The organism is Methylobacterium fujisawaense (assembly GCF_039619325.1).
Lineage (GTDB): Bacteria > Pseudomonadota > Alphaproteobacteria > Rhizobiales > Beijerinckiaceae > Methylobacterium > Methylobacterium fujisawaense.
In genome coordinates this window covers 1,099,012-1,122,929 of record NZ_CP155000.1, presented here as the reverse complement: position 1 = coordinate 1,122,929, position 23,918 = coordinate 1,099,012, and the positions used below count along the sequence as shown (strand labels likewise).

Sequence of the window (23,918 nt, the reverse complement as noted above, 5' to 3'; positions counted from 1 at the left end):
CCTCAGGCGCGGTTTTTGAAGCGCCAGCTCTCGTTGCCGGTCTCGACGATCTCGCAATGGTGGGTGAGGCGGTCGAGCAGCGCCGTGGTCATCTTGGCGTCGCCGGCGAACACGCTCGGCCATTCCCCGAAGGCGAGGTTCGTGGTGACCACGATCGAGGTCGTCTCGTAGAGGCGGCTGATCAGGTGGAACAGCAACTGCCCACCCGACTGCGCGAACGGCAGGTATCCGAGTTCGTCCAGCACCACGAGGTCGAGCCGAGCGAGATGGTCCGCGATGCGGCCCTGCCGGCCGGCACGCGCCTCGGCTTCGAGCCGATTGACGAGGTCGACCACGTTGTAGAACCGGGCCCGTGCCCCGTCCCGGATGCAGGCCCGGGCGATTGCGATGGCGAGGTGGGTCTTACCCGTGCCGGTGCCGCCGACCAGCACGACGTTGCGTTGGTGAGCGAGGAACTCGCCGCTGGCGAGGTCGCGCACCAGGATCTCGTTGATCGGCGTGCCACTGAAGTCGAACTCGGCGATGTCCTTGGCCAGGGGCAGTTTAGCGATCGTCATCTGGTAGCGGATCGAGCGTGCCTGCTTCTCGCTGATCTCGGCCTGGAGCAGGTCGCCGACGATCTGCTGCGGCTCATGCGTGCGCTTCACGGCGACCTTGATGATCTCGTCGTAGGCAGCCTTCATCCCGAACAACTTCAACTCGCCCATGGTGGCGAGGATCTGCTGACGTTCCATCATGGGGCTCTCCTCAGGCTGTCGTAGCGGGCGCAGTCGGCGACGGGCTCGTGGCGCAGCCGCAGACCCTCGGGCGTCAGGAGGGTGATGGGTGCGATCGGCTCGCGCTGGCGAGCCAGGATGTTGAGGATGACGTCGGCTGAGTGCACGCCCTCGCGCAGCGCCTCGGCGCAGGCGGCCTCCACCGCGGGCAGGCCATCGCCGAGCACGGCGGTCAGGATCTCGACCATCTGCCGGTCACCGTCAGGACAGCCGGCGAGCTTGCGCCGGACCCGGTCGAGGGCGGCGGGCAGGACCCAGTCCTTGAACGGTGCGCCGTTGCGCAGCGCGCCGGGCTTGCGGGCCAGCACTGGGACGTAGTACCAGGGATCGAACACCGTCTGGTTGCGGCCGAAGACACGGGCGTGCTCGGCGACGATGCGGCCGCCCTGGCGGATCTCGACGCGCTCGGCATAGGCTCGCACCTCGACCGGACGGCCGATGGCTGAGGCGGCCACCGAGTAGCGATTGTTGTCGAAGCGTACGAGGCAGGTCGAGGAGACGCTGGCCGGCACGGCGTGGAAGCCGTCGAAGCGGCCGGCATAGGGCACCAGCGCCGCCCGCTCGGCCTCGAACCGCTCCCAGACGGTGCGCTCCCGCTCCTCGGGATGAGGATGGGCCTTGGCGAAGGCGATCACCCCGTCGAGCAGCAGGGCGTTCAGTTCGTCGTAGCTCTTCACCCGGATGCGCGGCGTGAACAGGCGCTCGCGCACCAGCCCGACCTGGTTCTCGACCTGGCCCTTCTCCCACCCTGACGAGGGCGTGCAGGCCACCGGCTCGACGAGGTAGTGCGAGCACATCTGCAGAAAGCGGCGGTTGTAAGCGCGCTCGCGCCCGACAAAGATCGTCTCCACCGCGGTCTTCATGTTGTCGTAGATCCCGCGCTGGCAGGTGCCGCGGAAGAAGGCGAACGCCCGGTCGTGGGCGTCGAAGACCATCTCCTGGCTCTCGCGCGGGTAGGCCCGCACGAACAGCATGCGCGAGTGGCAGAGCCGGACGTGGGCGACCTTGACCGTCGTGGTCGTGCCGCCGATCAGCACGATCTCGTGGCTCCAGTCGAACTGGTAAGCCTCGCCCGGAGCGAAGACGAGCGGCACGAAGGCGGGGGCCGTCACAGCGGTGCGCGTGCGCCTCCACCCCTTGGCGTAGCGGCGCACCGCGTCGTAGCCGCCCTCGTAGCCGAGCCCGCGCAGGGCCTCGTAGACACGGATCAGGGTGAGCCGCTCGCGGGGAGCCTTGCCGGCGTTGGCCAGAAGCATCCCGTCGAGTGCCTCACGCCACGGCCCGAGTTTGGGCGCGGGCTGGCTGGTGCGGGTGTAACGGAAGGTGGTCGCCTCGGAACGGATCACCTTCCGCACGACCTTACGGGAGACCTTCAGCTCCCGGCAAATCTGCTTGATCGGCTTCTGCTGCACAAAAAAGGCGCGGCGGATCTTGGCGATCGTCTCCACGACAAACATCCCCCGCGCTCCTCCCGTTCGAACACGAGAGGCAGTCTGGATGAGTTGTCCTGGGGTCCCGTTTGGACGCCGATCACCCCAAAAACGGGGTTCTTATTCCACGCCGAAACACACTCCCAGGATCCACTCAGCCCCGCCGGCACCGCCGCGCGGGGCTTTTTCGAGCCCCCTTGGCTTCGTCAGTATCGAACTATCTCGCGCGCGAGCGCGTTTCTCAGCCTTCAGTGCAAAGGAAGGTTCTCATGCGCCATCGCGTTCTCGCAGCCGCTGCCGTCTTCAGCCTCCTCGCAGGCGGGGCCTCTGCGCAGGCTCCCGCGGCGTCTCCCGTGGCGCCCTCCGCTCCTGGCACTTCGGGCGTAGTTGCGCCGCAGAACAGCACGACCGGTAGCAATGGCGCCGTGACGACTTCGCCGACCGGGCAGCCGGCCGACACGATGTCGAACAGCTCATCCTCCGCCGGGAATGCCAATCAGCCTGAGCGCGCCGTTCCTCAGGGCGGCGGCGGTGGCGGCAGCAGCAGGTAGCCGCCTTTCAAGCGACAACCGGAACTGACCCCTTCGCGTCACGAGGATCTGACCCCCATGCCGGTTTCCTCGCCTAGACGGGCGTGGGGTTGGGGACGATAGCGGCCCTCTGTAGAAGTCCGCTGCGACGCTTCTCGCGCAGGCGGTAGCTGTCACCGCGGATGGTGACGACGTGGCTATGGTGCAGCAGCCGGTCGAGGATGGCGGTGGCCACCACCGCGTCCCCGAACACGCTGCCCCACTCGCCCACCGCCCGGTTCGAGGTCACCAGCATCGCGCCGCGCTCGTAGCGGCGACTGACGAGCTGGAAGAACAGGTGCGCGGCATCCGGCTCGAACGGCAGGTAGCCGAGCTCATCGATGATCAGCAGCTTCGGCTTGGCATAGTGCGTCAGCCGCTCCTCCAGCCGCCCCTCGGCGTGCGCCTTGGCCAACTGCGCCACGAGCGTCGTGGCTGGGGTGAACAACACGCCGTAGCCGGCCACGATCGCCGCACGCCCGATCGCCACCGCCAGATGCGTCTTGCCCACCCCGGGTGGTCCGAGGAGCAGCACCGCCTCACCGTTGGCGATGAAGCGGCCGGTGGCGATCTCGCGGATCTGCGCCTTGTCCAACGAGGGCTGTGCGCCGAAGTCGAAGCCGGTCAGGTCGCGCACGAACGGGAAGCGGGCCAGCCCGAAGGCCATGTCGATGCGCCGCTGATCGCGCCGGGCGATCTCCCGCTCGCAGAACAGCGTCAGCGCCTCGCGGATCGTCAGTTCGCCCCGGCCGGCCTCGTCGATCAGGCTGTCGAGTTGGTCACGCATGGCCGTCAGCTTCAGGCGGTCGAGCAGTACGGTGAGGTGATCGTGTTCCTCGCTCATCAGAAGCCTCCCCCGGCGACAGCCTCGTACTCGGCGAGCGGACGCAGCAGTTCCGGCGTCGCCACGAGAGGAGGCGGGTCGCGCCGATGAGCCGGTCGCTCACGGCTACCCACGAGCCCGGCCAGATGAGCGTCGTCGACCGCACGGCCGTGACGTCCCTTCAGTTCGGCATGCGCGGCGACCTCCCGTCCGCCGTGGTGGACGCGCACCACCGCTCCGCTCACGGTGACCCGCACCCGCTCACCGATCAGCCGCCAGGGTACCGAGTAAGCGTTGCCGTCGACCGCAACCGCGCAGTCCGCTCCGACCCGGCGCACGAGATCGCGCGCGGCGGAAAACGGCGGCACGCCCGCGAGCGGCCGTAGCGCCCGAGCCTCGTCGCGGGCGAACCGCTCGCCCGGCGCCTCGCCGGTCGTGCCGTGCACGCGCCGGTCGGCGACGTCCCGCGTCCAGGCATCGAGATGCGCCTCCAGGGCTGCGAAGCTCGCGAAGCGGCGGCCGGCCACGGCATTGTTCTTGACGTAGCCGACGCCGCGCTCGTCCTTGCCCTTCGTGCGCGCCCGGTACGGGGCGCAGGCCCGCACCCGGAAGCCCCAGTGGCGGGAGAAGGCGTGCAGGCGCGGGTGCAGGACGACCTCGCGGCTCACAGGGTCGTGGTGCAAGACCAGGGCGCGAGCGTTGTCGAGCAACACCTCGTGTGGCACGCCGCCGAAAGCCCGGAAAGCGCTCTCCAGCCCGGCGAACCAGTCCTCCTGCCGTTCGTGGCCGAAGGCACGCACGTGCAGGCGGCGCGAGTAGCCGAGCGTCGCTACGAACAGGGAGACCCGAGTCGGCACGCCGCCGATCTCGACGCGCCGTTCGCCAAAGTCGATTTGCATCTGCTCGCCCGGCCGCGTCTCGAACCGCACGCTCGCCCGCGCGGCGATCACCAGATCCCGCCGCAACGGCGCGACCGCCCGCTCCACCGTGCGCAGGCTGACGTGGATGCCCTTCTCGGTCGCCAGATCCTGGCGCACGACGTCGGCGTTGCCCGCATGCTGCCGGAAGCGTTCGACCAGCCAGTCCGCCAAGCCGTCGAGCTGCTTCGAGCGCGAGGGCGTCGCGCAGGGGCGCCAATCCCCCCGTCGCAGCCACTGCTTCACCGTGTTCTTCGAACAGCCAAGCTCGGCTGCGATCCGCTTCGCGCCCCAGCCGAGCGCCTGCAGCCGCATCATCGCCGACACGTCGTCCGGCGTCTTCATCTCGGCCCTCCACGGATCGTCCATCCGCGTCAGAGCCTGAGCCTCGTTCCTGATCATCTCGACCTCCTCGCTCATCGAGGGGGTCAGATCCTCATGGCGTCAGGGGGTCAGTTTGCCGTGTCGCCTGACACCGCCAAGCGCCATCATCTGCGTCTGCCTTCGTCAGCCCCGCCGGCATTGCCGCGCGGGGCTTTCTCGCATTCTGTTCTGCTCTTCGAATGCGCTCTAATTGCAGGTCAACTTCCGTCCTTCGGCCATCCCGACCTTGCGGTAGTGTTCCAGCCCCGACTTGATCGCTCGGCCAATGACCGCTCGGCGCACGTCCGGATTGCAGCGCAGATACTCTTCCTCGTTGAAAGCGTAGTCGCCACGCCCGCCCCGGGAGCCTCGGTCGTAATCCCGATCGTAATCGCGGCGGTCACGGTCGCCGTAGCCGCGATCTCCGTAGCCTCGGTCACGGGGGCCGTAGTCGCCGCGATCGTAGCCGTAGTCGCGTCCGCCGTATGGCTGTGCGAAGGCCGGAGCGGCTCCGCTGAGTAGCGCCAGGCCAAGGACGGTCGCTGAGATCACCTTCATGTCGTGCTCTCCGTTGTTGCGGGGCGTGAACGCTTTCAACGGTGGGTGGTTCGATTTGCCTGGGCGGATGCCGCTCCCTCGCTCTCCGACTCACTGCCGTCAGCGGAGCTTTTCTTTCCCTGCGTCCGGCCTACCCTCGGTGCCAGGTTTGGCTGAGCTTCCCCCTTTCGGTGCCCCACCTGAGAAGCCCGCCTGGGCCGTCGGCGCGGGCTTTTTCGTGCGCGGAATCCCGGCGCGGGATTGGTCGGCAGCCGGCACGAGCGCGGCTCGGTAACCGGTGCTCGCCATCTTACCGCCGAGCCGCGTTGCGTATCGGCTCGGGTCACACGCTGGTGAGATCGGACGCTCCCCCGCCCCGTGAGCAGATCGGGGCGGGGCCGAGCTAACTCCGAAGACACCGCTCCCTCGCTCAAGTTCACCTAGATTCCTTGGCTTCTGCCGGGGTGGCTTTCATCGTTTTAGCGACGCCGCCTCAGCGGCCTTGTCGTGCCCGGCATCCGCAGTCCCGGCTGTCTCCCTCGGATTCGCTCAAGCTCGCCGGCCCCGCACGGCAGAGCTTTTTTGGGGCAATTGTTCCGCTCGCACATATGTTCGCAAAAGCCTTCGACCCTGCTTAAGGACTCGTTTGAGGCATATCAAAGTAGCTTTAACCATAGTGAGTAGCTTGAATTATGCAACGCACTCTACGGCTGCACCCTTCTCGTCAGGCTCGCGAGCATTCTATGCCACGCTATTTCATAAATACAAAGAATAATATTGAGGCAATCGATAGTGAAGGCACTGAATTGCCCAATCTAAGTGCTTTGCGTAGCCTGATGCGCGCCGTGCTCATTGAAATCTTGCGCGACGAAGGCGAGGAAACTGGCATAAACGAATACACTGCGAAGGCGTATGATGTTGTTGGTCGCCATATGATGAGCGCGAAGATCAACTTCTATATCTTTGATCAATAAGGGAATCGCTTCCCCGCCTGCGGCTCCGCGATCCACTTCAATGTGGCGTCGAATTCGGCGTCATCCTGCCCATGAGACCAGACGCCCCCGCTGCAGTTCCGCGCCTCCAGCGGGTCAGTCAAACATATGTTATGTTGCAATTTTATCTAAGAGGAGCGGGCGCGGCATTGTTTTTTGGGTCGCCGGCTGGCTGGGTGAGTGGTTCTCAGAATTCTGCCGCACAATCCTTTTAGAGCCCAGATTAGATATCCTAAGTAAATATTTCCCAATTTTATCGCACGAAATCAATCAAATTATGGACGCATTGGTCTGAGGTAGCTGCGAGAGACTGATCTCGCGGTAGGCGGAGGAGTTGATGCGGTACGAGGTCGTGAATATCCCGGCGGTGTCAGCAGTACCCACAGATGTCGTCTCGACAGACGAGACTGTGATGCTGCGCGCGCATATCCGCCAGATCTTGCGCAAAATCTCTCGGCCGAAAGCCGGCATTCAGTACAGCTGAAGCGAGCGCAGCACGTCGCCATCAGCGTTGTGGATCTCAATGCGCCAGCATTCGTCAGAATCAGGCAGCTCGCTCCGCATCTGCATCTCGGAGATGATCTGCGTTGCCTCGGCTACGGCCGTTTCGATCGAGGTTGCCATGATGCCCTCGGTATCCTCAACGACCTCATTCGTCCCCCTCAGGCGGAAGTAATAGCGCTCTGCCATGTCGCTCCTGATCAGGCCATCGGCGCAGTCCGCCAACAGGGGTAACATCCAACGGATTGGCCTTACGGCCAAGCTGCCATGGCAGGTCGAGCAATACCGAAGTTGGGAAGCTTGTGACCAAAGCTGATAAGACGCTGGCCGCCGGGCCGGCGGGCGGCCTGCTCTCGTCGTTGCGCCGACTCTCAGCCGTCCTGCAGGCTCTCGGCGAAGTCGTCCGGCACCTCGCCCCACTGGCCGAGGATCGTGACGCCCTCCAGTTCGCCGGTCTCGTCGTCGGCCACCACCTTCAGCGCCTCCGCACCCGGCATCCGCCTGGCCAGGGTCTCGGCCTTCTTCAGCGCGCCGCTCTCCGTCTGCGCCGGCTCCTGGCGGGCCGGGCGCAGGCGCTTGCGGTGGATCTCGAACGGCTGCACCATGGAGCTGGTCGTCATCGCCATGGTGCCGCTCCCGCCCTTACGCCGACGTGCCGCCGACCCGTACCGCAGTGAACGCGCGGAGCAGCACGGGCCGGCCTGCGGCATCGCGCACGTCCACCGACCACACGGTCCAGTCCTGGCAGCCGACCCCGTCCATCAGGCCCAACGCCACCCGGTCCGCGTGCTGCCGGATCTCGCGGATGCTCGACAGCCACCGCCCCTGCAGGTCGAACACGGCATCACCACCTCCCAGGCAGTGGAAGCGATAAAGCCTCCGCGGCATTGGCGTTTTCCCGACCTCTCCACACGTGCCCACTGCGATCTCCGCGGGATCCGACACGGCCATTGAACCACGCCCCACCATCGGGTCTTGTTCCCGATACGTTCTAGTCGAGGTTGTGATCCGGATGCATGCCCAACGGCACGAACCGCCTGTGGAGATCCGTCTGTCCGAGGCCGAGGTGATCGCCTTGGCCTATCACCGGGCCGCCTCCGGCGATGCCTGGGCCGCCCTCGTTCGGGCGGTGGAGGATGCGCTCACCGACCTGCGAGACGCCGAAGCGCGCGTGCTCGCCCAGGGCCGGCTGATCTCCCGCGGATACGCACGATGCCGCGCCGGGATGGCCTGAGCCCCGTGCCGGTCCACCCGATCGACGCGCTGCTGGTCGGGAGTCCCGACGCCGTCCGCGTGCCGCTGATCGGGCAGGCCCTGTGCGCCGGCTTCCCGTCGCCCGCCGACGACTTCCTGGAGGGCGCGCCGGAGCTGCCGCGCTGGCTCGTGCCGAACCCGCCCGCCACCTTCCTGTGGCGGATCAGTGGCTCGTCCATGGAGGGCGCCGGCATCTACGACCGCGAGCTCGCGCCACTGTCGCACTCTCCGCGTGCGTCGGCGCGCTGGACCGGACACGGTCCGATGATGGCGGCTCTGGACGCCTACAACGCGCGCTGGGGCCGCGGCAGAATGGTGCCGGCGCGGGCGGAGCTAGAAAGCCGGCGCTGAGCACAACGTTCGGGATACGGACACCGGGCTACACGACGCAGGTGGATGGAGCTGCCGGTGGCGCACGCATCTGGTGCGTGCCGTCCGTCTTCACGACGGTTTGGAGTGGATTTCTGCCGGTCCGTTTTCGGGCGGTTTGGCGATGACGCAGACATCGCCGTCCCACCCGTCCTCGACCCAAAGCAAACCCTGGAACGGTCCGCTTTGCGGTGGTTGGCGAAGAGGTGACCTGGAAATTTGACGCGTATCCTCGCATCCCTTCGCCTCAAGCGAAAAGCTGGAAGAACCAACTTTTGATGGATGCTGACGATTGATCCCTCTTATTGCGATCGAAATCGATCTTCGGATTGATGCACCCAGAAATTGAGTGCACGATGCCAGGCTCCGCGCTGAAGTCATCCACGCGCGGGCATGCAGTGCAACTCGGAGCGCCCATGACCGACCGCCCTCACGCAGATCGGTACCTTGAGGTTGCCCGTGAGCTGCGTGCGGCAGCCGAGGAGACGCGGCGGACGCTCCAGGCTTCCCGCGATCTCGTGCGGCGGGCCCGCGAACAAGACACCGCTCGACCGCAGGCATCCAATGAGAGCGACCACCCAGGCCCCTCGAAACGGTTGGTAACAAGCCTGATCGATGCCTACGAGGCCGCGGAAGACGATACCGACACCCAGACCCGCCTGCTTCTCGGGCGTGTGCTCAATCATGTCGGGCGTCGCGTCGCTGGCGTGATTGGACCGCGGTCGGCCGGGATCGCTATGCATTGATCGACGCGACGCAGGGATCGGCGGATAGGTCATGATGAGCGGTGACGATCCGCAAGATGACGCCCGCGGCGCTCTATTCCGCATCGCCCAGACCCTGGGCGTCCCGGTCGCGACCTTTCTGACGCCCGATCCTGCCGATATTCCGGACATCGAAACTGTCGGTGAGGGCGCGAATCATCTTGCCGAAGCGGTGGCGCTGATGCGGTTGTTCGTGCGGCTGAAGAGCCCCGAGGCCCGGGCACGCTGCCTCGCCTACGTCGTGCAGGAAGCCACGCACCAAAGTTGATCCGCGCGGCCATCCTCGACGTTGGGCGAGAACGCATGATGCCGGGCCCCAACGAACGGCGCGGCCTCGATCCGAAGGTTCAGAACGCGGTGATAGATCAGGACCACTTTCCGATCGTCGGCATCGGCGCATCCGCGGGCGGCATCGAGGCGATGCGGGGCTTCTTCCGCGGAGTGCCGGAGACGCTCAGGGCCGCCTTCGTCGTCGTCACGCATCTCGGCCGGGAGCACAAGAGCCTGCTCCCGGACGTGCTGGCACGGCTCACGCCGCTCAAGGTCGAGGCCGCCGCCGACGGTGTGCCGGTCGAGCCGGGCACCGTCTACGTCATGCCGCCCGGTTGCGTCATGGGCATTGCGAACGGCCGGCTGACGTTGACACCGCTCGGGGCGGCCCGCGAGACCAAGCCGATCGACATTTTCCTAACCGCCCTGGCCCTCGACCAGGGCGAGCGCGCGGTCGGCGTGATCCTGTCCGGCGGCGACGGCGACGGCGCCATCGGCGTCAAGGCGATCAAGGAGCACGGAGGCCTGACCCTGGCCCAGATTGCGGATGGCTACGGCCCCGAGACCGCCGACATGCCGCTCAGCTCGCTGCGGACCGGCTTCGTCGATTTCGGCGAGATGGCCGAGCATATGGGCGACCGGATCGCCGCGCATGTCGCTGCGCACGTCGCCGCCGCGCCGGACGCGCAGGTCGACGCGGTCCCGCGGGAGCACGACACCGAGTTCCTCACCGAGATCTACACAATCCTCCGCCGGCAGGTCGGCCACGACTTCTCGGGGTACAAGCCCAGCACCTTCGTCCGGCGCCTGCAACGGCGCATCAGCGTCGTCGGCGCGGCCGGGCCGGACGGCTACCTCAAGCTGCTGCGTGCCGACCCGGCTGAGGTCGGGGTGCTGTTCCGGGACCTGCTGATCGGCGTGACGAACTTCTTCCGCGACACCGCTGCCTTCGAGGCCCTGACCACCCAGGTCATCCCAAAACTGCTCGACGCACGCGCGGCGACCGATGTCGTACGGATCTGGGTGCCGGCCTGCTCGACCGGCGAGGAGGTCTACTCCCTGGCCATCCTCCTGCGCGAGCACATGCTCACCCTGGCGGATCCGCCGCGCGTGCAGATCTTCGCCACCGACATCGACGAGCGCGCGCTCACAGTCGCGCGGACCGGCCGCTACCCGAGCGCCTACCTGTCCGCCGTCTCTTCCGAGCGGATCGCGCAGCACTTCGTCGTCGAAGGCGACAGCGCGGTCGTCGCGAAGGCCGTACGCGACCTGTGCACCTTCGCCCCTCACAGCGTGCTGCGGGACCCGCCGTTCTCACGCCTCGATCTCGTCTCCTGCCGCAACCTGATGATCTACCTCGGCATCGAGGCCCAGCAGCAGTTGTTGCCGGTGCTGCACTACGCCCTGCGTCCACGCGGCTACCTGTTCATCGGCATGTCCGAGAACGTGACGCGGTTCGAGGACCTGTTCGAGACGATCGACAAGCAGCACCGCATTTTCCAGGCTCGCGACGCGATCCCGCCCGTCCGGTTGCGGACGATGTCCGGGGCGGAACCGCCGATCTTTGGGAGTGCGGGCCAGGCGCAGCGGCGTAACGTGACGACGCACGCGGCCCTGCGGCACGCGGTCGAGACGCAGATGCTGTCCGAGTTCACGCCGCCCCACGCGGTCGTAACGCGGACGGGCGAGGCCGTGCACTATTCGTCGCGGATCGGCGATCACCTCGAGGTCGTGCCTGGCCAGCCGACCCGGGAGCTGGCCGCGATGGCGCGCAAGGGCCTGCGGCTGGATCTCCGGACGGCCCTGCGCGAGGCGATCGAGGGCAACACCCTGGTCGTGCGGGACGGCATAGGCGTCGAGCTGCCGGACGGCCGTTTCCAATCGATCACTCTGGTGGTCAAGCCGCTGAACACGCTTGGCGCAATCGAGCCGCTGTTCCTTGTCGTGTTCAAAGAGGCCGCCGTGCCCTTGGAGAAGGAACGCCAGCAGGCGCTAGAGGCGAACGAGCGGGACACGGCGCTCCAGGGCCTGGAGCGCGAGTTGAGCGCCACGCGCGAACGGCTTCAAGCTGTGATCGAAGAGTACGAGACCTCCCTCGAGGAGCTCAAATCCTCGAATGAGGAACTCCACTCCGTCAACGAGGAGATGCAGGCCGCCAACGAGGAGCTCGAGGCTTCGAAGGAGGAGACACAGTCTCTGAACGAGGAGCTTCAGACGGTGAATTTCGAGCTCTCGTCCAAGATCGAGGCCATCGACCAGTTGATCGACGATCAGGCTACGCTGTTCGAGGGCATGAACGTCGCGAGCGTGCTATTGACGTCGGATCTCCGCATTCGCATGTTCACCAGTGCAGCGGCGCAGATCTTTGGCTTGCAGCCGAGCGACGTCGGCCGGTCCCTGCGCAACTTCTCGGCGCCGATCCCGCTGACATGGCTGCTGGACGAGATCCCGGCGGTGTTGAGTGCAAACCGGCCCTTCGAGCGGATAGTCGAGGGGGCGGACGGGGCGCGCTACAGGGTCCGGTTGATTGCCTCGTCCCGCAAGGGCAGCCAGATGCCCGGGATTGTCGCCAGCTTCACCAACTTGCTGGAGCAGGAATAACCGGCCGGTCCGCACGCCGTGCCCAGTATGTTGGCTGCCAGCACGCCGGCGTGGCCGGATACGGTCGACCGAGTGATCGCGGAGAGGGTCGGCACGGCTTTGCAGGGGCCGGCCGCCTACGGTCTTTGAGAAGAGCGGACCGTATAGCCAACCTACGCCGGAGGTGGGTTGTCCGGTTCGAAGCGAAGCGCCGGGATCCGCTTGCCGCCCCGAGCGCGAGTTACCAGATCGCCGACGAATGACCGGTTGCGGAAAAGGCCGAGGGCGATCCGGGTGGCCGAGTTAGGTCGATAGCAGCCCGTCACCGAACCGGTTACCGATGAAGAATCCCAGGCAATACGCCAAAGTCGGCACGGGACGGATCGAAGAAAAAGTTTGCGCATCAGAATCTAGGCCTGTTTCACATCTAGCCACATGAGCCTTGTTTTTACTTAGTTATTTTATGTCTTCCCTGGACACCGAATATTTGACATTAGCCCGCCAAAGCATTGACGGGCCTTATTGTTTCCGAGATGCGCCGAGCCCGAGCGTCCCGCCCGAGATCCGATCTCGATCGGTCCTGCAGACATGGCGGAGGCGACCCGGCCGTCGGCCTCGCCCGCATACCCCCCGACCGCCGCACGCTATAAAGCCCCGCTTGGGTTTTCGGCGAGGGCGATTCGCGTGCGGTCCGGTTCAAGACTCTCCGAACGCTGGTTCACGCTGGCGCTCTGGCTCGTCGCGGTGGTCTTCGCGTGGTTTCTCATCGGGCTGGGATCGCTGGTCGTCGGCGATCTGCCGCAGGTCGAGCACCGCTATACCCTCGAGCAGTTCCTCGACACCGATCAGGCCAGAGCCTCGGCCGAGGCCCTGAAGCAGATCCGTCGGGAGCAGGACGACAACCGGCGGCAGGTCGAGCAGGATCGGCTCGCCCTCGAGGCGGCCCAGTCCGCCTCGGAGGGGGCGCGCGAGACCTTCGCCAACTGGCTGAAGACCCGGGACGCCACGCAGCGGGTCGACCAGGATCCCGGCCTGATCGCGCGCACGCAGCAACTCGACGCCCTCAAGGCCGCCGAGCGCACCATCGAGGAGCGCCTCGCGGCCCGGGCGCAGGCGGGACTCGACCAGTCCGAGCGGGAGGCGACGCGGCTGCGGATGGACGACGAGCTGCGCGCGGCGGCGCAGAAGCAGCTCGACGCGGCCGAGCGCGGCCAGGAGTTGCGCGTCTTCGCCTACCGCCTCGCCCTGACGCTGCCGCTGCTGGCCCTGGCCGGATGGCTCCTGCTCAAACGGCGGCATACCCGCAACTGGCCGTTCGTCTGGGGCTTCGCCCTGGCGGCGGCCTTCGCCTTCTTCGTCGAACTCGTGCCGTACCTGCCGAGCTACGGCGGCTACGTGCAGTACGGCGTCGGCGTGATCGTGACCCTGGTCGCGGGCCGCGCCGCGATCAATGCCCTGCACGCCTACCGCGCCCGACAGGCCGTCGTGGAAGCGCGACCGGACGCCGAGCGGCGGACCGAGATCGCCACCGACCAAGCCCTGGCCCGTCTCGCCAAGAAGGTCTGCCCCGGCTGCGAGCGGCCGCTCGCCCTCGACGATGCGAGCACGAATTATTGCCCCCATTGCGGGCTCGGCATCTTCGCACAGTGCCCGTCCTGCACGCATCGCAAGAGCACCTTCGAGCGCTTCTGCCGGGCCTGCGGCACCCCGAGCCCGGATCTCGCGACCCCGGTCCCGTAGCGGGCGCGCCGCCGCCCGCCCGGACCATCGCACCGCATCGCATCGCGGATCGACGCTATGCCGCCGGCTCGTCCCCGCAGGCGCGACGCGGAACGCGGCGATCCGGCCCGGCGCCCCTCAGGCGTTGTCGCCCCGGATCGCCGCGATGACCGCGTCGGTGACCTGTCGCGTCGTCGCCCGTCCACCCAGATCGGGGGTGTGCAGGCTCGGATCCGCGGTGACGCGCTCCACCGCGCGCATCAGCCGCTCGGCCGCCGGCTTCTCGCCGAGGTGCTCCAGCATCTGACACGCCGTCCAGAAGGTCGCGACCGGATTGGCAATTCCCTGGCCGGCAATGTCGAAGGCCGAGCCGTGGATCGGCTCGAACATGGACGGGAAAGTGCGCTCCGGGTTGATGTTGGCGGTCGGCGCGATGCCGAGGGACCCGGCGAGCGCCGCCGCGAGGTCCGACAGGATGTCGGCGTGCAGGTTCGTCGCCACGATCGTGTCGAGGGTCTCAGGCTTCATCACCATGCGCATCGTCATGGCGTCGACCAGCATCTTGTCCCAGGTGACGTCGGGAAAGTCCCGGGCGACCTCGGCGGCGATCTCGTCCCACATCACCATGGCGTGGCGCTGGGCGTTGGACTTGGTGACCACCGTGAGCCGCTTGCGCGGGCGGGAGCGGGCGAGTTCGAAGGCGTAGCGGATGATCCGGTCGACGCCCGAGCGGGTCATCATCGAGACATCGGTGGCGACCTCGTTGGGATGGCCCTGGTGGACCCGGCCGCCGACGCCCGCATACTCGCCCTCCGAGTTCTCCCGGACGATCACCCAGTCGAGCTCCGGCCCCGAGACGTGACGCAGCGGGCTGGTGATGCCCGGAAGGATCCGGGTCGGGCGAACATTGGCGTACTGGTCGAAGGGCTGGCAGATCGCGAGGCGCAGCCCCCACAGGCTGATGTGATCGGGCACGTCCGGCGCGCCCACCGCCCCGAAGAAGATCGCGTCGTGGTTCCGGATCTGCGCGCGGCCGTCGGCCGGCATCATCACGCCGTGCGCCTTGTAATAGTCCGAGCCCCAATCGAAGTGGTCGAAGCGGAACCGGAACGTTCCGGCCTTCTCGGCGAGGGCGTCGAGCACCGCGATGCCGGCGGCGATGACCTCCACGCCGATGCCGTCCGCAGGAATGGCGGCGATGGTGTAGGTCTTCATGAGGGATCTCCGAACGTATCGGGGAGATCTGGCGCCGCTTCCGATCCCGTCGAGACGAGGGACCGCAGTTCGGTGATCCGCCGGGTCCGTCGCATCCTCGCGACGCGCCCACACGCGCGGCGGCCGCACCGGTCGCGTCCAGCGCCCGGCGGGCAACGCCCGGAACGGCCCGGCCACTCCCGACGGCCCATGTAACGTTTTGTGACACCGTGCAGTTTCGCGTTGCCGTCCCGCCGGCCGTCCCTATGCTCGGCCCATGCACGAGGGCACCACCATCGCCATCGTCGAGGACGATCCCGACATCCGCGCCCTCCTCGCCGGCTACCTGGAGGGCGAGGGGTTCCGCGCCGTCGCCCTCGACGGCGGCACCGCACTCGACCGGCTGCTCGCATCTGGCCCGGCGCCGGACCTCATCGTCCTCGACTGGATGCTGCCGGGCGAGGACGGCCTGTCCATCTGCCGCCGCCTGCGCGAGGCGGATGGCCCGCCCATCGTCATGCTGACCGCGAAGGACGAGGATATCGACCGGGTCCTCGGCCTGGAGATGGGCGCCGACGACTACGTCTCGAAACCGTTCAACCCACGGGTCCTGCTCGCCCGGATCCGCGCCGTCCTGCGCCGGGCCAACGGCGCCGGCGCCCCGGCCCCCCAGGCCGCGCCCGAGCGGCTGAGCGTCGCCGACCTCGTCGTCGATCTCGCGGCCCGCACGGTGATGATCGGCGACCCGGCCTCCGAGGTCCCGCTGACCAGCGCCGAGTACGACCTGCTGCACTGCTTCGTCACCCGGCCGCAGCGGGTGCTCTCGCGCGACCAGCTTCTCGACTGGACCCGCGGCCGAACCGCCGATGCCTTCGACCGGACCATCGACGTTCAGGTCAGCCGCCTGCGGCACAAGCTCGACGCCGCCGGCAGCCAGGCCGCGGCCCTGCTCAAGACCGTGCGCAACGCCGGCTACATCCTGGCCGCCCCGGTCCGCTCCGGAACGCCGTGATGGGCCGCGTCGGCCTCCTCGGACGCATCATGCTGCTCCTGCTGGGCGCGCTCTCCCTGCTCGTCCTCGCCACGGTGGCCCTCGATCACTGGCAGCGCCGGCAGGAGCGGTGGCCCTACGCCACGCGGTTTCCGCGCGTCGATCAGGCCGCCGGCATCATGACGTTGCTGCGCGACGCCGATCCGGCCCAGAGGCCGGCCATCCTGAAGGCCGTGAGCGGCGAAGCGCTGCAAACGGAAATCGTCGATGCGCAACCCGATCGGGCCGACCTGATCCGCGAGCCCCGCCTCGAAGCCCGTCTGCGCCGGATGACGGCCGAATCCGCCGACCGCGTCCAGGCCTATACCGACACCGCCCTGCTGCGCCGCGGCGTCGATCCGGCCGATATCGACAAGGCAGAGCGGGCCGGACCGATCGGGCGCCTCGCGATGGCGACCTATCGGTTGCCCGATGGCCGCGTCGCGGTGATCCATGCCACCGAACGCCGCCGCTCGCTCATGCCGTGGCTGTTCGGCCAGCCCCTGAGCCTTTGGGTCGCGGTGCTGGGCGCGGCGGCGGCCGGTCTCGTCCTGGTCGGCACGCGGCACGAGCTCGCGCCGCTGCGGCGCCTGACGGACGCGGTCTCCCGCTTCGACGGCCGCGCCCCGGAACGGATGAGCGCGCCCACGTGCGCCCCCGAGATCCGGCGTCTCGCCCAGGCGGTGCAGGGCATGCAGGAGCGGATCGCCGCTCTCATGGCCGAGCGCTCCTTGCTGATCGGAGCCATCTCGCACGACCTCAAGACCTACCTGACGCGGCTGCGCCTGCGCGCCGAGGCGGTGGCCGAGCCGGCGCTCCGGGAGAAGCTGGTGGCCGATCTCGACGCCATGACCGCGCTGATTGAGGCGTCCCTGGGATTTGCCCGGGGCACCGCCGTCGAGGCGACCCGCGCGCCGGTGGATCTCGCCGATCTCGTCGCCGTCGAGGGTCGCCGAGCACGCGGCCCAGGGCGCGCCCATCAGCCTGACCGGCGAGGAGGTGCGGGACGCCATGGTGGCCGGCGATGCGGTCGCCCTGCGCCGCGTCGTGGCCAACCTGATCGGGAACGCCGTCAAGTTCGGGCGTTCGTCGGTGTCGGTGGCGGTGAGCCGGGCCGGGACGGTCTGCCGGATCGTTGTCGAGGATGACGGGCCGGGCATCCCCGAGGCGGAGCGGACGGCGGTGTTCAGCCCCTATTACCGGGTCGAGCGGTCGCGGAGCCGGCAGACCGGCGGGACAGGCCTCGGTCTCGCCATCAGCCGCCAGATCGCGGAGGCCCATGGCGGCACGGTGGTGGCGGAAGCCGGCGCCAACGGCGGCGCACGCCTCGTCGTGACCCTGCCGGGCCTGTCCTGAGCGGCACGCGGCAACGGCCGCGCAACCGGCGGTTACACAACGTTACAGGACGGCGCATCCCGGTCACATCCGGGAAGCGCGCAGGGACGAACCTTCGCTCATACGCCGCGGCCAATACCCCGCCCCGGCGCGGGCCGTCGGCCGAGAGGCCGCGCCAGCCCGATCGAGCAGAAGGAGATCATCGATGTTGAAGAGCCTCGCACCGGCCGCCTTCCTCGCCAGCCTCGCGGTGCCCGCCTCGGCGCTGCCCCTGGTCCAGGACGCGGTCGCCACCGGCTTCGACGGCGCCCGGATCATGCAGGTCTACGGCGGCTGCGGCCCCTACGGGCATCGCGGCCCCTACGGCGGCTGCCGGACCGGCGGGCAATGGGGCGGCTATGTCCGCGGCCGCTCCTGCCCGGCCGGTTTCCACATCGGTCCCTACGGCCGCCGCTGCTGGCCGAACTGAGCCGCCGCATCGCCTGATCGCACCCTGTCCCTCGTCCGGCCTCGGGGCCGGACGCCCATGGAGTGAGTCATGATCCGTACCCTCGTCATGCCCGTGGCGCTCGCCGCGGGAGTCCTGATGGCCGGTTCGAGCGCCGAGGCGCGCGACGGCTGCGGGCCCGGTTTTCACCGCAACATCTACGGCTGGTGCCGGCCGAACCTCGGCTACGGTCCGGTGGTCTACGTCCCGGCCTATCGGCGCGTCGGCTACCGGTGGCATTACGGCTACCGCTACGGCTGGCACCGCCGGTTCGCATTGCACGGCGGCTCCCGCTGGGGCGGCTTCCGCCGTGTCGGCTGGCATGGTGGCTGGCACGGCGGTTGGCACCGCGGCTGGCATCACAGCGGCTGGCATCACCGCTGGTGACCCCGCGCCGGATCCGGCCCCGCCCGTCGCAGGGCCGCGACCGGTTCGCAGGCTGTCTTACGGCAGCACGAGGCCCGATGCCGCGTAGGTTAGGGCCGCGACCAGGGCCGCGGCCGGCATCGTGATCACCCAGGCGATCACGATGCCCTGCGCCACGTTCCAGCGGACCGCCGAGACCCGGCGCGCAGCCCCGACGCCGACGATGGCGCCGGTGATCGTGTGGGTGGTCGAGACCGGGATGCCGAAGGCTGTTGCGGCGAACAGGGTCGCGGCGCCTCCGGTCTCGGCGCAGAAGCCCTGCAGGGGCGTCAGGCGCGTGATCTTCGAGCCCATCGTGTGGACGATGCGCCAGCCGCCCAGAAGGGTGCCGAGCGCCATGGCGCCCTGACAGGACAGCACGACCCAGAGTGGCACATGAAAGGCCCCGCTCTCGCCGTGGGCGTAGAGCAGGGCGGCGATGATGCCCATGGTCTTCTGGGCGTCGTTGCCGCCGTGGCCGAGGGAGTAGAGCGAGGCCGAGACGAATTGCAGGCCTCGGAACAGCCCGTCCACCGCGTGCGGCGTCGAGCGGATGAAGATCCATGAGACCGCCAGCATCAGCACCAGGCCGAGGGCGAAGCCGAGGGCCGGCGACAGGACGATGGCGGCGCTGGTGGCGATCACGCCGGGCCAGACGATCACGCCCAACCCCGCCTTGGCGATGCCGGCGCCGAGCAGGCCGCCGATCAGGGCGTGCGAGCTCGAGGACGGGATGCCGGCATACCATGTGATCAGGTTCCAGCTGATCGCCCCGCCGAGCGCGCCGAGAATCACCCGGTCGTCCACCGCCGCGACGTCGATGATGCCCGAACCCACGGTTCCGGCGACGTGGAGCCCGAAGACCAGGAAGGCCACGAAGTTGAAGAACGCCGCCCAGAACACGGCGTAGCGGGGCGCCAGCACCCGCGTCGACACGATGGTGGCGATGGAGTTCGCGGCATCGTGCAACCCGTTCAGGAAATCGAAGACCAGCGCGAGGGCGATGAGGACGATGAGGAATGTCACGCGGCGGCCTGCAGCTTAAACGTGTTCGACGACGATGCTGCTGATCTGGTTCGCCACGTCCTCGAACCGATCCATGACCTTCTCCAGGTGGCCGTAGAGTTCCGACCCGACGATGAAGGCCATGGGGTCCTGTCCCGACGCCTTGAACAGGGCCTTCAACCCGTCATTGTGCAGGTCGTCGGCCCGCCCCTCCAGCTCGATGACGCGCTCGGTCAGGCCGTTCAGCGCGGTGGCATTCTCGCCGAGCGCCCGCAGCTTCGGCAGGGCCTCGGCGGTGACCTGCGCGGCCTCCTGAATGACCGCCCCCATCTCGCGCATGGCCGGTTCGAAGGTGGTCACCTCGAAGAGCTGGACCGCCTTGGCGGTTTTGAGCATCTGGTCGATGGCGTCGTCGAGGGACCCGACCAGGGCCTGAATATCGCTGCGGTCGAAGGGCGTGATGAAGGTCCGGCGGACCGCCAGAAGCGCCTCCCGGGTGATCGCGTCCGCGGCATCCTCATGGGCCGCGATCGCCGCGTAGGCCGCCGGTACGGCTTGCGTGCCGTCGAGGAGCGACCGAAGCGCGGCGGCGCCGTCCGTGAGCGTCGCGGCATGACGCTCGAACAGGTCGAAGAACCGGTCCTCTCGCGGCATCAGGGCACGAAACCAAGCCAGCATGTCGTGTCCGGGTCGAGAGGTCGGCGGTAACCGCCGGGCGCGAAAACGCCCGGCAGGCACAACGGGCGAAAGCGCCGGCCGATCCGGCGGCCGGGATACAATCGACCGTTGCTGATCGCCCTCCGGCCGCCCGGCTCAGCAGGCTTGTCCCGTGGAGGCGTGAAGCCAGCCGAAATCCACCGGGTAACCGAGGCCATGCAGCATCTTCACCCGCTTCCAGGACGCCGACCGCGCCAAGGCTGCGTCCTGTCCGGCCTCGATCTCGGCGCTCTCCATTTCCTGAAGCTCGCGGCTCAGCGCCTCGCGCAGGCCCGCGTCCTTCATGTTGCCGAGGGCGGCAGTGAAGGCCTGCTCGGCGATCCGAACCTGATCACAAATCTGACGCACGCTCATCAGTCCCCAACCCTCCCGCGCGGCGTGAACACTGCGATCCCGCAGTCCATCAGAGATTATCATGCGCATGGTCGCCGGGAGATGTACGTCTTTGGTGCAGCGGCCCTCACCGCATCGGGAGCGGCCCGATGCGCCGTGCCACCCGCGGCGGACGCCGCCACCGGCGCTTGCGTCCGAAGGTCCGGCGCGGATCCGGCACGCGCGGATCCACCTCGTTCCTCCGGCTAAGGCCCGGCTGGAAGCTCGCCCCGATCGCCACGATCGCGGCCGACCCGATCAGCGCGACGAGCGCCGCGCCCCAAAACATGCTCTCGAACATCAGGCACTCCCGGAGCGGAGCCCCGCCGCAGGCCGCTCGGACCCGCGGGCGATCACGAATCAAGCTAAACCATACTCTCGAATGCGATCAACGCCCAGTATCGAGCTGTATTCAGCTTTCGACATCTGATCGAAGCCCGCCATTGGCCCAAATCGTCCCTGAACGTGTCGGCGCCGTCGGCGCGCTGCGGCCGACGGACCGGCTCCTCCGTCTGTGCGGTGACGCACCGCGCATGCGCCGCGGCCGTCCACCTGTCGCCCCATTCCGGTGCGACACGGCGATCATCCGCTTTCCGGTCGAACGCACCATCATCGTCTTCACGGCGAAGACGATTCTGACCCGCGCCCCGGACCCGGCTGACGCAGCCGGCCCCGGCCTTCGGCAACGGATCGGACGCGGCGATCGAAGGCGGAATTTACGGGTCGTTCATCCTCCGGGTGTCCGATCCGGATGGTCAGAGGCGGAGAAGCGGAAGCGATGCCGAGCGAAACCAACAGGCCGCACCAGGATGCGCCCGCTCAGGAGCCGATCCTCGAACTCTGGCGGATCATCGCCCTCGCGCTGATCGTCGCCGCCGGCATGCTGTTCGTCCACCTGATCGTTCCGACCGAAGCCGATGCGTCCGCAGCCCCGTCGACGACCATGCCGCGTGACGCCGGCCTCAGCGCCTCCTGAGGGGCGCGTGGGCCGGACACGGTACTGAGGGCCGGGCCGGCGGCGCTCACGCGAGGCGGCGGGCGGATGCGCATCCCAGGGCTCAGGCGCCCGTTGTGGCGCCCGGGATCGCCGTGCCCGTCTACTGCATCGGCAACGGGATCGACTCCACGCCGACCTCACCGATTCCGCGGGCCGCGAGGGCTGTGCGCAGGGCGTCGGTCAGGCAGCTTCCGGCCGTGAAGGCGCCGAGCGCGGAGCCGTGCCGGTCCGCCTCGCGCGGGAGCGGGCCGATCAGCTGCACGACGCGCCGGGCGATGGCGGGGGCCGGGTCGATCCAGGTCACCGGCCAGGGCGCCACGGCCTGCAGGCGCGGAAGTAGCAGGGGATAGTGGGTGCAGGCGAGGCAGATCACGTCGGTGCGCCGGCCGTCCGCCTCGGTGACGAAGCAGGGGGCGATCTCCGCGGCGAGGGCGGCATCGTCCACCGGCGCGCCGGCGAGCTCGGCTTCCGCGTAGCCGGCGAGATTCTGCGAGCCGATCCGCGTGACCGCGCAGGCGCCGGCATAGGTCGCGATCAGGTCGCTCGTGTAGGAGCGCGCCACCGTGCCGGGCGTCGCCAGCAGGGTTATCATCCGGGAGCGCGTCACCTCGGCCGCGGGCTTGATCGGCGGCACCACGCCCACGAAGGGCGTCGTGAAGCGCTGCCGGAGCGCCGGAAGCACCAGCGTCGAGGCGGTGTTGCAGGCGATCACGACGAGATCAGGCCTATGGGTCGCGACGAGCCGCTCCATCACGGTGAGGACGCGGGCGACGAGGGGCGCCTCCCCGAGCCGGCCATAGGGGAAGGCGGCATCGTCGCCGACATAGACGTAACGGGCATCCGGGCGGGCGCGCCGCACGGCGTCGAGGACGGTGAGGCCGCCGAGCCCGGAATCGAAGACCAGGATGGTCGGCTCGGCGGCACTGCGCAGCGCCGCGGCGGACAGGCTGGCCCCGGCCATCAGATCGATCCGCATGAGAACCCGGACTCCTCGAAGAGCGTCCCAAAATCTCGGCCGTGAGGGTTAAGGCGATCTCACTGCGGCGAGAGAAAGATCCGCGATCCCCAATCCGTTCCGTTAACCGCCACGCGTCCGCGGCGAAGTGCCCCCAGACCGGCTGCGCCGAGCCGATGCTCGTCGAAGAGGTTGTCGGACCGCAACCGGGACATATCTTCTGCCGGCCGGCCCGGAATCGAGGAAATGGTTCTCGGTGCGGCAGGATTAAGGGGATCATCGTCATGGCAGCGACGGCCGCACTGCGTCCGGACGAGACGCACGACCCCCGGGCACCGGCCTTTCCGCCGCCGCCCGTCACCGCACGACCGATCGATCGCGCCGCGTGGATCGCGGCCTTCCGGCAGGTCCGGAACGAGACCGAGCGCCGCGCCGCACCGCTCTCGCCCGAGGACCAGCAGGTCCAGTCCATGGCGGATGCGAGCCCGACCAAGTGGCACCGGGCGCATGTCACGTGGTTCTTCGAGCAGTTCCTGCTGCGGGAGCATCTGCCGGGCTACGCCATCTACGACGCGCGGCTACACTACCTCTTCAACTCGTACTACGTGGCGGCCGGCCCGCGGCAGCCGCGCATCCAGCGGGGCATGATCACCCGCCCGACCATGGCCGAGGTCGCTGCCTACCGGGCCCATATCGACCGCGCCGTCGAGACCCTGCTGAGCCAAGCCTCCGATCGCGGCCTGGAGATGGTGCTGCCGATCCTGGAGATCGGCCTCTATCACGAGCAGCAGCACCAGGAATTGCTCCTCACCGACATCCTCCACGCCTTCGCGCAGAATCCGCTCAATCCCGCCTACGATCCGGACTGGCGCTTCCCGGACGCAGACGCGCAGCGCGGTCAGGTCGAGCTCCGCCGGGAGATCGCCTGGATCGGCCACACGGGAGAGGGGTTCTCGTTCGACAACGAATCCCCCCGCCACGAGACGCTGATCCCGGCCGGCAGCATCGACCGGGCGCTGGTGACCAACCGCCAGTGGCTCGGCTTCATGGAGGACGGCGGCTATGCCAAGCCCGAGCTGTGGCTCTCGGACGGCTGGTATGCCGGTCCGGCGGAGGGCTGGGAGGCGCCCGGCTACTGGCACCGGGACGGGGAGGGGTGGGCGACCATGACCCTCGGCGGCCAGCGGCCTGTGGATCTCGACGCGCCCGTCACCCACATCAGCTACTACGAGGCCGACGCCTATGCCCGCTGGGCCGGCCGGTTCCTGCCGACCGAGTTCGAGTGGGAGGTCGCGGCCCGGGACGGCGGTCTGCCGGATGCCTTCGGCCTCGTCTGGCAATGGACCCGCAGTGCCTACATGCCCTACCCGGGCTACCGGCCGCTCCCGGGGGCCCTCGGCGAGTACAACGGCAAGTTCATGGCCAACCAGTTCGTGTTGCGCGGCTCGTCGGTGGCGACACCCGAGGGTCATGCCCGGCTGCCGTACCGCAATTTCTTCTATCCGCACCAGCGCTGGCAGTTCACGGGCCTGCGCCTGGCCGATGCCGCCTGACGCC

The 23,918-nt window shown here is 68.2% G+C and carries 27 protein-coding genes and 2 pseudogenes; 15 read left to right on the top strand and 14 right to left on the bottom strand.

Annotated features, from left to right (window positions below; translation table 11 throughout):
- Positions 1-2: 2 nt before the first annotated feature.
- The 5 genes and pseudogenes from istB (ABC766_RS05305) to ABC766_RS05285 all read right to left on the bottom strand — a co-directional run bounded on the left by istB (ABC766_RS05305) (position 3) and on the right by ABC766_RS05285 (position 5,436).
- Complete coding sequence (gene istB / locus ABC766_RS05305) at positions 3-734, bottom strand: IS21-like element helper ATPase IstB (protein ID WP_345822675.1); 732 nt, start codon at positions 732-734, stop codon at positions 3-5.
- Positions 631-2,233 (bottom strand): annotated as a pseudogene (gene istA, locus ABC766_RS05300) (IS21 family transposase). The gene istB (ABC766_RS05305) and the pseudogene istA (ABC766_RS05300) overlap by 104 nt, the downstream one beginning before the upstream one ends.
- A 597-nt stretch (positions 2,234-2,830) precedes the next feature.
- Positions 2,831-3,619, bottom strand: coding sequence for an IS21-like element helper ATPase IstB (gene istB / locus ABC766_RS05295; RefSeq protein ID WP_127991182.1), 789 nt, complete (start codon positions 3,617-3,619; stop codon positions 2,831-2,833).
- Positions 3,619-4,917, bottom strand: a complete 1,299-nt coding sequence (gene istA / locus ABC766_RS05290; RefSeq protein ID WP_427902312.1) for an IS21 family transposase — start codon at positions 4,915-4,917, stop codon at positions 3,619-3,621. The genes istB (ABC766_RS05295) and istA (ABC766_RS05290) overlap by 1 nt, the downstream gene beginning before the upstream one ends.
- Positions 4,918-5,085: 168 nt before the next feature.
- Positions 5,086-5,436 (bottom strand): hypothetical protein, encoded by a 351-nt coding sequence (locus ABC766_RS05285; protein ID WP_287090588.1) that lies wholly within the window; start codon positions 5,434-5,436, stop codon positions 5,086-5,088.
- 722 nt (positions 5,437-6,158) lie between these two features.
- Here ABC766_RS05285 and ABC766_RS05280 point away from each other — a divergent pair.
- The gene (locus ABC766_RS05280; RefSeq protein WP_345821403.1) at positions 6,159-6,389 is read left to right on the top strand and encodes a DUF6894 family protein; all 231 of its coding nucleotides are present in this window, start codon (positions 6,159-6,161) and stop codon (positions 6,387-6,389) included.
- Positions 6,390-6,744: 355 nt separating this feature from the next.
- A complete protein-coding gene (locus tag ABC766_RS05275) occupies positions 6,745-6,891 on the top strand; it encodes a hypothetical protein (protein ID WP_345821402.1) in 147 nt (48 codons plus the stop codon).
- Here ABC766_RS05275 and ABC766_RS05270 read toward each other — a convergent pair.
- From ABC766_RS05270 to ABC766_RS05260, 3 genes are all read right to left on the bottom strand, one after another.
- Complete coding sequence (locus ABC766_RS05270; RefSeq protein WP_345821401.1) at positions 6,879-7,097, bottom strand: DUF6894 family protein; 219 nt, start codon at positions 7,095-7,097, stop codon at positions 6,879-6,881. The two genes, ABC766_RS05275 and ABC766_RS05270, sit on opposite strands and share 13 nt — an antisense overlap.
- A gap of 182 nt (positions 7,098-7,279) precedes the next feature.
- Positions 7,280-7,534 (bottom strand): hypothetical protein, encoded by a 255-nt coding sequence (locus tag ABC766_RS05265; RefSeq protein ID WP_345821400.1) that lies wholly within the window; start codon positions 7,532-7,534, stop codon positions 7,280-7,282.
- A gap of 16 nt (positions 7,535-7,550) precedes the next feature.
- Positions 7,551-7,796, bottom strand: coding sequence for a DUF6894 family protein (locus ABC766_RS05260; RefSeq protein WP_427902292.1), 246 nt, complete (start codon positions 7,794-7,796; stop codon positions 7,551-7,553).
- 151 nt (positions 7,797-7,947) lie between these two features.
- Here ABC766_RS05260 and ABC766_RS05255 point away from each other — a divergent pair, with 151 nt between their 5' ends.
- The 6 genes and pseudogenes from ABC766_RS05255 (at position 7,948) to ABC766_RS05230 (ending at position 13,885) form a co-directional block, all read left to right on the top strand.
- Positions 7,948-8,142 (top strand): hypothetical protein, encoded by a 195-nt coding sequence (locus tag ABC766_RS05255; RefSeq protein ID WP_345821399.1) that lies wholly within the window; start codon positions 7,948-7,950, stop codon positions 8,140-8,142.
- A gap of 5 nt (positions 8,143-8,147) precedes the next feature.
- Positions 8,148-8,438: pseudogene (locus ABC766_RS05250) on the top strand (LexA family protein); the annotation flags it as partial.
- Positions 8,439-8,947: 509 nt separating this feature from the next.
- Positions 8,948-9,277 (top strand): hypothetical protein, encoded by a 330-nt coding sequence (locus ABC766_RS05245; RefSeq protein ID WP_342143420.1) that lies wholly within the window; start codon positions 8,948-8,950, stop codon positions 9,275-9,277.
- A gap of 31 nt (positions 9,278-9,308) precedes the next feature.
- Positions 9,309-9,563 (top strand): hypothetical protein, encoded by a 255-nt coding sequence (locus ABC766_RS05240; RefSeq protein WP_345821398.1) that lies wholly within the window; start codon positions 9,309-9,311, stop codon positions 9,561-9,563.
- Positions 9,564-9,598: 35 nt separating this feature from the next.
- Positions 9,599-12,166, top strand: coding sequence for a CheR family methyltransferase (locus ABC766_RS05235; RefSeq protein ID WP_345821397.1), 2,568 nt, complete (start codon positions 9,599-9,601; stop codon positions 12,164-12,166).
- A gap of 663 nt (positions 12,167-12,829) precedes the next feature.
- Entirely contained in the window at positions 12,830-13,885 is a 1,056-nt protein-coding gene (locus ABC766_RS05230) for a zinc ribbon domain-containing protein (RefSeq protein ID WP_287089742.1), read from the top strand.
- Between the two features lie 117 nt (positions 13,886-14,002).
- On the opposite strand, the gene ABC766_RS05225 is transcribed toward ABC766_RS05230, so the two are convergent.
- Positions 14,003-15,079 carry a tartrate dehydrogenase gene (locus ABC766_RS05225; protein WP_287089741.1) on the bottom strand — a complete coding sequence of 359 codons (1,077 nt, stop codon included), beginning with the start codon at positions 15,077-15,079 and terminating at the stop codon, positions 14,003-14,005.
- Between the two features lie 256 nt (positions 15,080-15,335).
- Between ABC766_RS05225 and ABC766_RS05220 the strand changes: the two genes are divergently transcribed.
- The 5 genes from ABC766_RS05220 to ABC766_RS05200 all read left to right on the top strand — a co-directional run bounded on the left by ABC766_RS05220 (position 15,336) and on the right by ABC766_RS05200 (position 18,297).
- A complete protein-coding gene (locus ABC766_RS05220; protein ID WP_342143414.1) occupies positions 15,336-16,070 on the top strand; it encodes a response regulator in 735 nt (244 codons plus the stop codon).
- Complete coding sequence (locus ABC766_RS05215) at positions 16,070-17,236, top strand: two-component sensor histidine kinase (protein ID WP_345822866.1); 1,167 nt, start codon at positions 16,070-16,072, stop codon at positions 17,234-17,236. The genes ABC766_RS05220 and ABC766_RS05215 overlap by 1 nt, the downstream gene beginning before the upstream one ends.
- Complete coding sequence (locus ABC766_RS05210; protein ID WP_345822674.1) at positions 17,136-17,444, top strand: sensor histidine kinase; 309 nt, start codon at positions 17,136-17,138, stop codon at positions 17,442-17,444. Before ABC766_RS05215 ends, ABC766_RS05210 begins: the two co-directional genes overlap by 101 nt.
- Before the next feature lie 184 nt (positions 17,445-17,628).
- Positions 17,629-17,892 (top strand): GCG_CRPN prefix-to-repeats domain-containing protein, encoded by a 264-nt coding sequence (locus ABC766_RS05205; RefSeq protein WP_345821395.1) that lies wholly within the window; start codon positions 17,629-17,631, stop codon positions 17,890-17,892.
- A 69-nt stretch (positions 17,893-17,961) separates the two neighbouring features.
- Positions 17,962-18,297, top strand: a complete 336-nt coding sequence (locus tag ABC766_RS05200; protein WP_345821394.1) for a GCG_CRPN prefix-to-repeats domain-containing protein — start codon at positions 17,962-17,964, stop codon at positions 18,295-18,297.
- A 57-nt stretch (positions 18,298-18,354) separates the two neighbouring features.
- Here the strand turns inward: ABC766_RS05200 and ABC766_RS05195 are convergent, their stop codons facing one another.
- The 4 genes from ABC766_RS05195 to ABC766_RS05180 form a co-directional block, all read right to left on the bottom strand.
- Complete coding sequence (locus ABC766_RS05195; protein WP_043388636.1) at positions 18,355-19,341, bottom strand: inorganic phosphate transporter; 987 nt, start codon at positions 19,339-19,341, stop codon at positions 18,355-18,357.
- A 15-nt stretch (positions 19,342-19,356) separates the two neighbouring features.
- Positions 19,357-19,998, bottom strand: coding sequence for a DUF47 domain-containing protein (locus ABC766_RS05190; protein ID WP_053610957.1), 642 nt, complete (start codon positions 19,996-19,998; stop codon positions 19,357-19,359).
- A 135-nt stretch (positions 19,999-20,133) separates the two neighbouring features.
- Complete coding sequence (locus ABC766_RS05185) at positions 20,134-20,391, bottom strand: hypothetical protein (protein ID WP_043350773.1); 258 nt, start codon at positions 20,389-20,391, stop codon at positions 20,134-20,136.
- Between the two features lie 106 nt (positions 20,392-20,497).
- Positions 20,498-20,710 (bottom strand): hypothetical protein, encoded by a 213-nt coding sequence (locus ABC766_RS05180; RefSeq protein WP_043350771.1) that lies wholly within the window; start codon positions 20,708-20,710, stop codon positions 20,498-20,500.
- A gap of 477 nt (positions 20,711-21,187) precedes the next feature.
- On the opposite strand from ABC766_RS05180, the gene ABC766_RS05175 reads away from it, so the two are divergent.
- Positions 21,188-21,385, top strand: coding sequence for a hypothetical protein (locus ABC766_RS05175; RefSeq protein WP_345821393.1), 198 nt, complete (start codon positions 21,188-21,190; stop codon positions 21,383-21,385).
- Positions 21,386-21,506: 121 nt separating this feature from the next.
- On the opposite strand, the gene murI is transcribed toward ABC766_RS05175, so the two are convergent.
- On the bottom strand, positions 21,507-22,382 hold the full coding sequence (gene murI / locus ABC766_RS05170; RefSeq protein WP_043388640.1) for a glutamate racemase: 876 nt from the start codon (positions 22,380-22,382) through the stop codon (positions 21,507-21,509).
- A gap of 263 nt (positions 22,383-22,645) precedes the next feature.
- On the opposite strand from murI, the gene egtB reads away from it, so the two are divergent.
- Positions 22,646-23,914: an ergothioneine biosynthesis protein EgtB gene (egtB, locus tag ABC766_RS05165; protein WP_345821392.1), complete on the top strand. Its 1,269-nt coding sequence runs from the start codon at positions 22,646-22,648 to the stop codon at positions 23,912-23,914.
- The last annotated feature ends 4 nt before the right edge of the window (positions 23,915-23,918 follow it).